Here is a 12,412-nt window from a genome sequence, read left to right on the forward strand (position 1 = left end):
CCCCGCACGGACGCGGGGCGCACCGCCTTGCGGGCGGCCGTCCATTATCCGCGACCCCGCACCCCCGGCGCACCGGGCACGCCGTCATCCGACCGTGGCGTCATCCGGGAGTGGCGGGATCGCCCGGATGCGGTCCGGCTGGCTTACAGTGCGTCCACACCGACGAAGGGATGCATGTGCACGGCTCTGTGGCGCCTGAGCAGGACGTGCGGTCCGGCGCACCCGGGGACGACGACGTGCCCCTGCGGATCCTCGTCGTCGAGGACGACGAGGGCGACGCGGTCCTGGTGCGCGAGCACCTGCAGGACGGGGGCCTGCCGCACGAGACGGTCTGGGTGCGCACGGTCGACGAGGCGCTGCTGCACCTCGACGCGGACTGCGTGCTCCTGGACCTCGGCCTGCCGGACGCGATGGGCCTGAGCGCGCTGCAGCGGGTGCTGGCCGCCGGCGCCCCGCCGGTGGTCGTGCTCACCGGCCTGACGGGCACGGACGCCGGCGTCGAGGCCGTCGCCGCCGGTGCGCAGGACTTCCTGGTCAAGGGCGACGTCGACGCTCAGCTGCTGGCTCGTGCCGTGCGCTACGCCGTGCAGCGCCGCCGCCTGGAGGACACCGGCCGGGCGCTCTACCGCAGCCTCGTGCGCGCGGCGGAGACGACCCGCCTGGAGCGTGCGCTGCTGCCGACGCCCGCCGTGCGCGACGACCGCCTCGAGGTGCGGGTCGGCTACCGGGCCGGCCGCGACGGTCTGCTCGGTGGCGACTTCTACGACGTCGTCGAGCGGCCGGACGGCACCGTGCTCGCGATGGTGGGTGACGTCTGCGGCCACGGACCCGACGAGGCAGCGCTCGGCGCCACCCTGCGCACGGCGTGGCGCACGCTCGTGCTCGCGGGGATCGCCGCCGACGACATCCTGGGCCTGCTGGAGCGTGTGCTCGCCGCCGAACGCGCGCGGCCGGAGGTCTTCACGACCGTCTCGATGCTCGCGGTGCACCCGGACCGGCGCACCGCCGACCTCTACCTCGCCGGGCACCCCGTGCCCCTGCGCCTCGGCCCGCCGTCGACCTTGCTGCCGTCCGGTGCCCGCGGTCGGGCGCTCGGCATCCCCGTGGGGGGCGGCTGGCCGGCCCAGCGGCTCGACCTGGGGGACTGCTGGCGGGTACTGCTCTACACCGACGGCCTGCTGGAGGCCACGGTCGGCGACGGCACGCAGCGGCTGGGCAAGGCCGGCCTGCTCGACGTGGCCGACGCCACCATGCTGGGCACCGCCGAGTCCGACGGTGCGCTGCGCCCCGACGAGGACCAGGTCCTGGGCCGGATGCTGTCGGCGGTGCGGGCGCGCCACGGGGGCGACCTCGTGGACGACGCCGCCGTCGTGCTCATCGGGTGGGACGGGTGAGCGCCGCCGCGACCACGGCGGGCGCACGGACCGGGACGACCCTGCGTCGACGTCTGACCGCGCTGCTCGTCTCGACCGGGGTGCTGCTCGGGCTGGTGCTCGTCGTCGCGGGCTTCGTGCTGTCCCGTGCGCTGACGTCCCAGCACGAGGTCACCGAGGTGTACTTCGACGCGGTCACGCGGGCCGACTCCGCGTACGTCCGTCTCGTCGACGCCGAGACCGCGGTCCGGGGGTTCGCGCTCACGGGTGACGAGATCACGCTCGAGCCGTACGACCGCTCGCGCGAGGCGGACGTCACGTTCACGGTCCTCGCGGACGAGCTCGCGCAGACCGCGCCGGACGCCGAGCTGGTCGCCGACGCGCGTGCCGCGGCGGACGCCGCGGACCGGTGGCACACGCAGTTCGCCGAGCCGATCATCGCGCAGGTCCGCGACCAGGGCGGCGAGGCGGTCTCGGCGGCCGAGGTCGAGGCCGGGCGCGTCCTGTTCGACGACGCCCGCGCCGCGATCGAGGCGTACCTCGACGAGCTCCGCAAGGACCGCGCGACGGCCGTGTCCGAGCTGGAGACCTGGACCACGGCGACGGGCGCCCTGGTGCTGCTGCTGGTGGCCGGAGCCGTCGCGATGGGCGTCTCGCTGTCGTTCGCGCTGCGCCGGTGGATCCTGCTGCCCCTGACGGACCTCGGGCAGGCGACCCGGGCCGTGACCCAGGGCGACCTCGGTCACGTGGTGCGCGTCGAGGGCCCGGGGGAGATCGAGCAGCTGGCCTCGGACGTCGAGCAGATGCGGCTCGGGCTGGTGACGCAGCTGGCCGAGCTGCGGTCGTCGCGCGAGGAGATCACCGAGGCCCACCAGCGGCTCACCGAGCAGGCGGAGGAGCTGCGCCGGTCCAACCGCGACCTCGAGCAGTTCGCCTACGTCGCCTCGCACGACCTGCAGGAGCCCCTGCGCAAGGTGGCGAGCTTCACGCAGCTGCTGCAGAAGCGGTACGGCGGCCAGCTCGACGAGAGGGCCGACCAGTACATCGACTTCGCCGTCGACGGCGCCAAGCGCATGCAGCGGCTCATCCAGGACCTGCTCGGGTTCTCCCGCGTCGGGCGCGTCGGCGGCGAGGTCGTCGACGTCGACCTGGCGGCCGCGCTGGCCCGTGCGCAGGACCAGCTCTCCGAGCGCATCGAGGAGTCCGGCGCGGTCGTCACGCACGACGAGCTGCCGGTGGTGCGCGGCGAGGAGCCGCTCCTGGTCCAGCTCTTCCAGAACCTCGTCGGCAACGCGGTGAAGTTCCGGCACCCGGACCGGCCGCCGGCCGTGCACGTCAGCGCGCACCGGGTCGAGGGCGCGTGGGAGATCGAGCTGCGGGACAACGGCATCGGCATCGAGGCGCAGTACGTCGAGCGCGTCTTCGTCATCTTCCAGCGCCTGCACGCCAAGGACCTCTACGAGGGCACGGGCATCGGCCTGGCCCTGTGCAAGAAGATCGTCGAGTTCCACGGCGGTCGCATCTGGATCCCCGAGACCGAGGGCGAGGGCACCACCATCCGGTGGACCCTGCCCGTCGCGGAGGACGAGACCCCCGGTGACGGGGACGACGGACGGAGCTGACAGTGTCGGATCAGAAGGTCATCGATGTGCTGCTGGTCGAGGACGACCCCGGCGACGTCCTCATGACGCGGGAGGCGTTCGAGCACAACAAGGTGCGCAACCGGCTGTCGGTCGTGGCGGACGGGGTCAGCGCCCTGGAGTTCCTGCGCAAGGAGGGCGAGCACGCCGACGCCCCCACGCCGGACCTCGTGCTGCTGGACCTCAACCTGCCCCGCATGGACGGGCGCGAGGTGCTCGAGGCCATGAAGTCCGACGAGACGATGCGCGCCATCCCGGTCGTCGTCCTGACGACGTCGGAGGCCGAGGAGGACGTCGTGCGCAGCTACTCGCTGCACGCCAACGCGTACGTCACCAAGCCGGTCGACTTCGACCGGTTCATCGACGTGGTGCGGCAGATCGACGAGTTCTTCGTCGAGGTCGTCCGGCTGCCCGGTCGCTGACGGGCGCCGCCGCCGGCCGGGAAGAGACCGGCCCGCGGGGGCGTTGTACCGCTCGACACCACGACGAGAGGTGAGTGCAGAGCGATGCTGGACCCCCGGGAGATCTACGACGTCGACCCCGACGTCGCCGCGAGCGTGGACGACGCCGCGCGGCGCGGTGCACGACCCGTGCTGGTGCACGCCGTGCGCGGGTTCGTCGACGCCGGGCACGCCGGGCAGGTCGCCGTGGACCACCTCGCCGCCCTCGGCGACGCGCAGCGCCTCGTCACCTTCGACGTCGACCAGCTCGTCGACTACCGCAGCCGACGGCCGGTGATGACGTTCGACGCCGGCTGGACCGACTACGACGCACCGGAGCTGGTCGTCGACCTGCTCCGGGACGCGCAGGGCGTGCCCTACCTGCTCCTGCACGGCCTGGAGCCGGACCTGCAGTGGGAGCGCTGGGTCGCCGCCGTCCGTCAGGTCGTGGAGCGCTTCGACGTCCCGCTGGTCGTCGGGCTGCACGGCATCCCGATGGGGGTTCCGCACACACGGCCCGTGTCGGTGACCGCGCACGCGACCCGCGCCGAGCTGGTGGCGGACCACACGTCGATGTTCGGCACGGTGCAGGTGCCGGCGAGCGCGGCAGCGCTGCTCGAGCTGCGCCTGGGGCAGTCCGGCCACGACGCGATGGGGTTCGCGGTGCACGTGCCGCACTATCTCGCGCAGTCGTCGTTCCCTGCGGCCGGGCTCGCCGGGCTGCGTCACGTGGAGCGGGCCACGGGCCTCGACCTGGGACTGTCCGCGCTCGAGCCCGCTGCAGCCGAGGTCATGCAGGAGATCGAGCGGCAGGTCGAGGGCTCCTCCGAGGTCGCTGCGGTGGTCCAGGCGCTCGAGGAGCAGTACGACGCGTTCACCCGCAGCGTCGGGCGCACGAGCCTGCTGGCGCAGGCGACCGACCTGCCGACGGCCGAGGAGATCGGAGCCGAGCTGGAGCGGTTCCTCGCCGAGCAGACCGACCAGGGTGGCGGGGACGGGCCCACTCCCTGAGGAGCGCGGCGCGCGCGTCGTGACCGGATCGTTGTCACCCGCACCCGGGAGTCGTCCGATTTCGTGGCGTTCGCCACATCCGACGTGCGAGGATGCTCACCGTTGCAGTGGCGTACGGACGCTCGACCGGCCCGCTGCCCCTCGCCCTCCGGGGCGCGGTGCGCGGAACCATCGGGTCCCCGGCTGGCCGGGGATCGCACCACCCGGTGCTGGACGTGAGGCGCTGCGGCACGCCGCGGGCACCGGTCCGCGGTGGTCACCCGGTGGGACAGAAGGATGCAGGACATGGCACAGGGCGCGGTCAAGTGGTTCAACGCCGAGAAGGGCTACGGGTTCATCGCCCAGGACGACGGCGGCGCCGACGTCTTCGTCCACTACTCGGCCATCGACACGCAGGGCTACCGCTCGCTGGACGAGGGTCAGCGCGTGGAGTTCGAGATCACGCAGGGTCAGAAGGGTCCGCAGGCGGAGCACGTCCGCCCGCTGTGACCCGTGCCCGGCCTCGGTCGGGCACCTGCGGCGTACAGGGTCGCACCCGCACGGGTGCGACCCTGTGCCGTTCCCGGGCCCGTCACCCCGCGGGGTCCCCGGCCGGCTCCGGCTCGTCGGGCGTCGGCGGCTCGACCGTCGGCTGCGGGTCGTGGCGCGGTGCCGCCGCGCCGGTGAGCGTGCGCACCTCGGCGCCCGTCACGAGGCGCGCAGGGACCGGGAGCGTGCGCAGCGTCCGTGCCAGGCCGGCGTCGTCGAGAAGGTCGGGGTCGTCGGTGGCGACGAGCAGCAGGTTGCCGTAGCGCCGCCCGCGCAGCTGTGCCGGCTCGGCGACGACGCCGACGTGGGGAAAGACCGCGGCCAGCGTCGCGAGCTCGGCGCGCGCCAGGGCGAGCGGGGGCCGGTCCGCGCAGTTCGCCACGTAGACGCCGCCGGGCCGCAGCACGCGCCGCACCTCGCGCGCGAACTCCACCGTCGTGAGGTGGTCGGGCGTCCGGTCGCCGGCGAACACGTCACGGGCGACCACGTCGTACGTGGCGTCGGCGAGCCCGGTCAGCTCCGCCCGCGCCTCGCCCGTGCGCAGGCGCAGCCGCGGTGCACGGGGCAGCGCGAACCACTCCCGTGCCAGGCGCGCGACGTCCCCGTCCAGCTCCACGGCGAGCTGGCGCGCCTCCGGGTGGCGGTGGGCGAGCGCCCGGGCCAGCGCGCAGCCGCCGGCGCCCAGGTGCAGCACGGTCAGGTCGGGGCGCCGCTCGGCGACCACCTCGACGACGGCGGCGGCCTGCTGCATGTACTCGAAGTCGAGCAGGCCCGGGTCGTCGAGGTCGACGAACGAGCTCGGGACGCCGTTGACGAGCAGGGTGGCGGCGCGCGGGCGGCCGGGCTCGGGGACGACCTCCACGGTGCCCGTCGCCACGGGGACAGGTCCGACCGGCCACGCGGGCGCCGTCGGGGCCGACCGGGATGTCGGTGGTCGGCGGGACGATGGGTCGCGACGTCGGGCAGCCACGCCGCCACCGTACGTGGTGAGGGTGCCGTGGGCGCACCGGTGCGGTGCGGGGCAGGCGCGGACCTCCCGGCCCCGGGGACCAGGGGGTGGGCAGGTGTTGACGTGTTCGAACAGGTGTTCGAAGATGGACGAGGCGGACGGACCGCCGCGACGGGAGGTGCGGGCGATGGTCGGACGGGTGAGCCTGCTGCACGCAGCGACGGTTCCGCCGCAGAGTGCGGAGCTCCTCGCGCGCGCGGACGCCGAGCTGCTCGCGGCCCAGTTCTCCGGCGAGCCGTGGGAGATGTTCTCCCACGCGCACCTGGCGGCCCTGCGCGCCGGTGCGGCGCTCGTCGCCGCCCGGGGTCGTCCGTCGGGTCGCGGCGCGCCGCGGACCGTGTGGGGGATGCTCGACGCGGTCGCACCCGAGCTGCACCGGTTGTCGGGGCTCTTCGCCCAGGGGGCGTCGCTGCGTGCCGCGGTCGACGCGGGGCGTTTCGAGGCTGTCACGCTGGCCCGCGCTGAGCGGTCGCTGTGCGCGGCGGAGGACCTGGTCGACGCCGTGCGGGACGCCCTCGTGAGCGACGCAACGCCGTCGGAGGAGGACCAGGTCGCGATCGTCAGGTGAAACCGGGGCGGATACCGCCCCGGTGGTGGCGTCGGCACCGCTCCGTGCCGCATGATGATCGCCCTGCCGACGGTCGCTCGACTACCACCTTGGTGCCAGCCGATCTATCCTGAGGCCACATAGTCCACCGGAGTGCGACGGGGGTCGGGATGCCACTCTCCGAGTACGAGCAGCGCGTGCTCGAGCAGATGGAGCGCCAGCTGACGTCTGACGACCCTCGGCTCGCCAATACGCTGACGCGACGGGGCGGTCACCGACCTGTCACGCGCTACGTCATTGCCGGCGTCGGAGCAGCCGTCGGCCTCCTCCTGCTGGTCGTCGGGGCGGCGATGTCCGAGCCCTGGCTGGGTGCCATCGGTTTCGTCGTGATGTTCGCGGCCGTCGCGTTCGCCTTCGCCGCGCCACGCGGCGAGCCCACCGGACCCCAGGGCACGGTCGGCGCCGACGGCTCCGTGAGGCGTGCGCCTGCCGCGGGTCGCAAGCAGGGGTTCATGGCGCGCCTCGAGGAGCGGTGGGACCGCCGCCGCGAAGGTCACTGACCCGTCGTCGACGGCACTGGTCCGAGGGCGCCGTCCGAGGGCGCGGGCCCGACGGCATGTGTCCCTGTCCGTCGCCGCGCCGGGGCACTGCCGCCCGCGACGCGCGGGCCTGACGGGTTGACGGCGCGGAGCTGACGCACGTTCCGCAGCGGCGCCGGTCCGCCTCGGTCGACCGGCGTCCTCAGGGCTCGTGCCTGCCCCACGGTGGCACCGAGGTACCGGGCCCAGCGTGCCGCCTGGTCACGGCGCCCGGGCCGTGCGCATGTCCGGGTGCCGGGCGCCGACCGGGGAGCTGCACCCGCGCGTGCTGCCTGCCCCGCCGGACGCGGTCAGCCCGTGGGGACCGGGGTGCGCCCGGCTCCCTGCGCCAGGAGCTCACGGAGCCCGTCGCGGACCGCCTGCACCCAGCCGTCCAGCTCGTCGGCGGGGTGGACGGGCGGCGTCGGCGCGTAGCGTGTCCGCTCCACCGCGAGCGCGAGGTTCTCCAGCCCCGCGAGCGCCGGTCCGGACAGGCCGGTGCCTGTGCGCGTCTCGAGGGTGCGCTGCACGTGGCGGACCACACCGCGAGGGCTGGTCGAGCTGGACCAGTGGATGTCGATGCGGGAGAGCTCGCGGCGCAGCGCGACCCACGCGTCGTCCGGGACGGTGGCGCGACGGCGACGCCGGGACAGCAGGTAGGCGGCGAGCACGCCACCCGCGGCGAGGAGCCCCATCCCCGCGAGCAGCAGGACGGTCGTCCACGGGGACTCCTCGTCGGCGGCGGCGCCCGGCGTCGCCGGCGCCGCGCTGGGCAGGGTGTTGGGCAGTGCGTCCTGCCCGCTGCGTCCGAGCTCGTCGGGGACCGAGCCCGGGGCTGTGATGCCGGTGAACGGGTCCGCCCAGGCCGGCGGGGGTCCGCTCTGCGAGGCGGGGGTCGGCTCGAACCGGACCCAGCCCAGCCCGTCGAAGTAGAGCTCGGGCCAGGCGTGCGCGAGCCGGCCGGTCACCACGTACGCACCGTCGTCGTCACGCTGGCCCGGAAGGAACCCGACGCCGATGCGGGAGGGGATGTCCAGGGTGCGCGCCATCATCGCCATCGCGGTGGCGAACTGGACGCAGTAGCCGCGGCGGTCCTCGAGGAAGTCCCACACCGCGTCGGTGCTCCGGGCGGGCGGGACCCGGGTGTCGTACGTGAAGTTGGAGGCCGAGCGGAGCCAGGTCTGCAGGTCGAGCGCACGCTCGTAGGCCGTGTCGGCGTCCGCGGTGACGTCGGCGGCCAGCGTCGCGATGTCGTCCCGGTGCTGGGTGTCGGGCACCGTCGTGTACAGGTCGAGGTCCGGGGGAGTGCCCACCGGGGTCCCGCGCAGGTCGTCCGCCGTGAGGGTCGGCACCTGGACCAGCATCTGGTAGGACAGGCCCGCACCGGTCGAGCGACGACCGACCACCTCGTCGCGCTGCGGGTCGTACCCCCAGGTGCCCTCCACCGCGACGGTGCGGGGGAAGGTCGGGACCGGCAGGCGTCGCTCGCGCAGCGCCCCCACCTCGATCTCGACCCGGGCGAGGGTGCCGGCGGCCGCGTCGGGTGCGGTGCCGCGCAGCAGCGGGTCGGAGGACAGGAGCGTCGTGGGGTCCCACGGTGCGAGCTCGTCCGCCTCCGTCCGGTTCCACAGGCGTCCGTCGAACTCCGCCATGGTGAAGGCTCGTAGCGGTCCGACCAGGCGTGCGTCCACCGCCGGCGGCGGTGCCGGCGTGGGGCTCGGCGTGGCACCGGCGTCCTGCCCGGCGGGGCTGCCGGGCGCCGCCAGGGCGTCCACCCCGGTGTCGGTCTCGGCGTCGGTCCCTGCGTCGGCGGGCGGCTCGGTGGCGGCGTCCGCGGTGGGTGCGGCTGCCGCGTCGGCCGCTGCCGCGTCGTCGGCGGCCGTGGCGGGGTCGCCCGCTGCGGGGTCGGTGACCCGGTAGGTGAGGACGACCTGCGCGGACCGCGTGCCCAGGCTCTCGCGCAGGTCAAGGTCGTCGCTCAGCTCCAGCGGGCCGATCGGGCCGTCTCCGAACGTCGGCAGGGCGACGCTCGCCCAGCCGGGCAGCTGCATCAGGGACGGGCCGGCGAGGACGCTCGAGCCGACCAGCGCCACCCCCGCCACGACGGCGGTGGCGGCGCGCCGTGCCCGGCCCGCCTGGGCGTGCAGGGGTGCCGCACCGTAGGCGAGCAGCGCGAGGTACGCGGCCGCTGTCCAGAACACGGGGGCCGCACCGGCAGGGAACCCCAGGACGATCGCCGGCACCCACAGCGCCAGCAGCGGCAGGCCGGCGACCGCGGGGAAGCGCAGGCCGAGCACCGCGGCGTCCACCAGGAGGAAGACGACGAGCCCGCCGACGACCAGGAGCATCTCCGAGGGGCGGATGTCGGGCATCGGGACCAAGGAGTCGTTGACGACGACCACGCCCTGGCGCGCGGTCGCCCAGGCGCGCCGCGCCGCGTCGAGGTCGGGCAGGAACTGGGGGCGCCCGGGGGGTGCGCCGTACCGGAGCACGACGCCCACGAGCGCCACGAGCGCCCCGACGAGGGTCGGCGGCCACCAGCGGCGTGAGGCGGCCCGTGCCAGGGTCGTGGCGACCGCCACGAGGAGGACACCGACGCACGCCACGACGAGCCACCGTCGCCCGGCGACGAGCCCGGCGAGCGCGAGCAGACCGGCCCACGTCGCGACGACGCAGAGCGCCGCACCCACGACCGCGCGGGTGCCCTGCTCCGGTCCGGCGTTCACCGGGTGCTCCCCAGCAGGCGCAGCCAGCAGGCCACCGGGTCCTCACCGGTCGTCACCTGCGCGACCCGCCACCCCGCGCGCCGCAGCGCCGTGGCGGTGAGCTGGCTCTCGCGGGCGTCACCGGCGTTCCGGCCGTCGGCACGCACGACGGCCCAGCCCTGCCCGGCGTCGCCCAGGTGCGCGAACGCACCGCACCCTGCCGGCGACATCGGGCCGACCACGGCCAGCACGATCTCACCGGCGGTCCGCGTCGTGTCGAGCCTGCGGGTGGCGTCGAGCACGGCGGCCTCGGCGTCGTTCGCGGTGCGCGCCGGCGACAGGTCGAGCGTGAGGTCCAGCAGTGCCGCACGGGCCTCGGGGCCGCTGCGCGCGTGCACGTGGGGCGCCGGGGTCCTGCTGCCGGCCGGGACGAGCCGGACGGGGTGACCGCTGTCGAGCATGGCCAGGGCCATCGACGCCGCGAGGGAGATGGTCCACTCGGTGGCGGTGGCGCGCACGGGCAGGTCGAGCAGGACCGTCACGGGTCGCATGCCGGCACGTTCGTCCGAGCGGACGAGCAGCGCGCCGCGGCGTGCGCTCGACCTCCAGTGGACGCGCCGCAGGTCGTCGCCGTCGCGGTAGTCGCGCAGGTTGGCGTCGTCGGTCGACGGCGTCCGCGCCCCGAGGGCGACGCGGTCGGGCTCGCCCACGAGCACGTCCGAGGGGGCGGGCAGCGCCACGACGGCCGGCCACACCGCGACGCGGGACTCGGTGCCCAGCGTGGTGCGCGAACGCACCACCCCGAACATGTCGGTCCGTGTGACCACGAGGGGACCGAGGGGCCAGCGGCCGCGCTGCGAGGCGTGCACGGGGTAGCGGACGGTGGCGTGGTCGGGCGCCCGGGCGACCCGGGCGCGCAGGGCGCGGCCGCCCGAGAGCTCCACGGCGGCCTGTTCCGAGAAGCGCAGCCCGGCGAGCCGGGCCCGGCCCGCACGGTCCGTCGCGCGGATGTCCACGCGGACCTCCGCGTCCTGGCCGGCGTGCACCGGGTCCGGGCGGACTTCGCGGTGCACCTCCAGCCCTCGACGGCCTCGGGTCGCGTCCACCACGAGGGCCGCGACGAGCGCGGCGACGGGCAGCGCCAGGAGGAGCACGCCGACGCGGACGAGGTCGAGCGAGCCCAGCCCGATGCCCGCCTGCAGGCCGACGACACCCGCCGCCGCGAGCGCCCAGCCCCGGGGCGTCGGGCGTCGGTCCATCAGCCCAGCACGCGCCGCGCCCGGGCGAGGGGCTCGGGCGCCGGCAGCGGGGTGCGGGCCACGATGTCGGTCACCACGTCCTGGGTCGTGCGCCCGGACAGGCGTGACTCGGTGCTGGGCAGGAGCCGGTGCGCGAGCACGGGCCCCGCGAGCTCCTGCACGTCGTCGGGCAGGACGTGGTCCCGCCCGGACATCGCGGCGAGGGACTTCGAGGCACGCAGGAGCTGGATCGCGGCCCGCGGCGACGCCCCCAGGCGCAGCCCGGTGTCCTCGCGGGACGCCGTCACGAGCGCGACGATGTACCGCTTGATGGACGGCGCCGCGTACAGCCGGCGGGCGAGATCGATGTACCCCTGCACCTGAGCAGCATCCGTCACGGGACGCATGCGTGCCAACGGGTCGGTGTCCTCCTGCTGGTCGAGCATCTCCAGCTCGGACTCCACGCTGGGGTAACCGACCGTCAGGCGCGCCATGAACCGGTCGCGCTGCGCCTCGGGGAGCGGGTACGTGCCCTCCATCTCGACCGGGTTCTGCGTCGCGACGACCAGAAACGGGCGCGGCAGCGGGTACGTGCGGCCGTCGACCGTCGCCTGCGCCTCCTGCATGCACTCGAGCAGGGCCGACTGGGTCTTGGGTGACGCCCGGTTGATCTCGTCACCGATGACGACGTGCGCGAAGACGGGTCCGGGGCGGAACTCGAACTCGTGGGTCTGCGCCCGGAAGATGTTGACGCCGGTGAGGTCGCTGGGCAGCAGGTCGGGCGTGAACTGGATCCGGCCGACCTGGGCGTCGATGCTGCGGGCGATCGCCTTGGCGAGCGTCGTCTTGCCGACGCCCGGGACGTCCTCGAGCAGCAGGTGCCCCTCGGCCAGCAGGACGGCGAGCGACACCCGCACGAGGTCCGGGCGGCCCGTCACGACCGACTCGATCCCGGCCCGGAGGCGGGCGGCTGTCTCGACGAGTCCGTCGAGCTCGTGCGGGGACGGCAGTGGCTGCATGTGGACGACTCCCTCGGCGACTGGAACGAGAGTACGCATGAGTGGTCGTCCGCGGGCGAGGTTCACCCGGACCGTGCGTCGCCCCGGTGCCCCGGACGTGCGCCGACGCGCCCCCCGGGGGCCGTTCGGGTGTCGACCTCGCGACCCCCCACATCCCTCCACGGCGGCCCCCACGGCACGTGCGTCGCGGTCGCCGGGGGAGAGGTATGCCGCCTTGTCCCGGGTTCGTCCCCGTCCCCCCGTGCCGAGGCGGTTCCGGGGCGCGCCGGGCCCTCCACTTCGCTCCACGACGCTGACCTGGGAGGACACTCACCAGACGGGTGA

Annotated in this window: 11 protein-coding genes; 7 read left to right on the forward strand and 4 right to left on the reverse strand. The window is 75.0% G+C overall.

Translation table 11 applies throughout. From position 1 onward, the window contains the following. The first annotated feature begins 236 nt into the window (after positions 1-236). The 5 genes from KG103_RS07935 (at position 237) to KG103_RS07955 (ending at position 4,953) form a co-directional block, all read left to right on the forward strand. Entirely contained in the window at positions 237-1,394 is a 1,158-nt protein-coding gene (locus KG103_RS07935; RefSeq protein WP_249670850.1) for a PP2C family protein-serine/threonine phosphatase, read from the forward strand. Next, positions 1,391-2,995, forward strand: a complete 1,605-nt coding sequence (locus tag KG103_RS07940) for a sensor histidine kinase (protein WP_207341344.1) — start codon at positions 1,391-1,393, stop codon at positions 2,993-2,995. Before KG103_RS07935 ends, KG103_RS07940 begins: the two co-directional genes overlap by 4 nt. Positions 2,996-2,997: 2 nt before the next feature. Continuing rightward, positions 2,998-3,435 (forward strand): response regulator, encoded by a 438-nt coding sequence (locus KG103_RS07945; RefSeq protein WP_089801924.1) that lies wholly within the window; start codon positions 2,998-3,000, stop codon positions 3,433-3,435. Positions 3,436-3,519: 84 nt separating this feature from the next. Beyond that, positions 3,520-4,464, forward strand: a complete 945-nt coding sequence (locus KG103_RS07950) for a PAC2 family protein (protein ID WP_207341343.1) — start codon at positions 3,520-3,522, stop codon at positions 4,462-4,464. Between the two features lie 285 nt (positions 4,465-4,749). After that, positions 4,750-4,953, forward strand: a complete 204-nt coding sequence (locus KG103_RS07955) for a cold-shock protein (protein WP_089801928.1) — start codon at positions 4,750-4,752, stop codon at positions 4,951-4,953. A gap of 82 nt (positions 4,954-5,035) precedes the next feature. Here KG103_RS07955 and KG103_RS07960 read toward each other — a convergent pair whose 3' ends face one another. After that, a complete protein-coding gene (locus tag KG103_RS07960; protein WP_207341342.1) occupies positions 5,036-5,962 on the reverse strand; it encodes a spermidine synthase in 927 nt (308 codons plus the stop codon). A 178-nt stretch (positions 5,963-6,140) separates the two neighbouring features. Between KG103_RS07960 and KG103_RS07965 the strand changes: the two genes are divergently transcribed. Continuing rightward, entirely contained in the window at positions 6,141-6,569 is a 429-nt protein-coding gene (locus tag KG103_RS07965) for an SAV_6107 family HEPN domain-containing protein (protein ID WP_249670851.1), read from the forward strand. A gap of 149 nt (positions 6,570-6,718) precedes the next feature. Further along, on the forward strand, positions 6,719-7,108 hold the full coding sequence (locus KG103_RS07970; RefSeq protein ID WP_207341341.1) for a DUF3040 domain-containing protein: 390 nt from the start codon (positions 6,719-6,721) through the stop codon (positions 7,106-7,108). Between the two features lie 329 nt (positions 7,109-7,437). Here the strand turns inward: KG103_RS07970 and KG103_RS07975 are convergent, their stop codons facing one another. The 3 genes from KG103_RS07975 to KG103_RS07985 are packed head-to-tail and all read right to left on the reverse strand — an operon-like array spanning position 7,438 to position 12,088. Next, positions 7,438-9,852, reverse strand: coding sequence for a transglutaminase family protein (locus KG103_RS07975; protein WP_207341340.1), 2,415 nt, complete (start codon positions 9,850-9,852; stop codon positions 7,438-7,440). Further along, complete coding sequence (locus KG103_RS07980) at positions 9,849-11,090, reverse strand: DUF58 domain-containing protein (RefSeq protein ID WP_207341339.1); 1,242 nt, start codon at positions 11,088-11,090, stop codon at positions 9,849-9,851. Before KG103_RS07980 ends, KG103_RS07975 begins: the two co-directional genes overlap by 4 nt. Beyond that, entirely contained in the window at positions 11,090-12,088 is a 999-nt protein-coding gene (locus KG103_RS07985) for an AAA family ATPase (RefSeq protein WP_207341338.1), read from the reverse strand. Before KG103_RS07985 ends, KG103_RS07980 begins: the two co-directional genes overlap by 1 nt. Positions 12,089-12,412: the final 324 nt, after the last annotated feature.

It is taken from the genome of Cellulomonas wangleii, assembly GCF_018388445.1.
Lineage (GTDB): Bacteria > Actinomycetota > Actinomycetes > Actinomycetales > Cellulomonadaceae > Cellulomonas > Cellulomonas wangleii.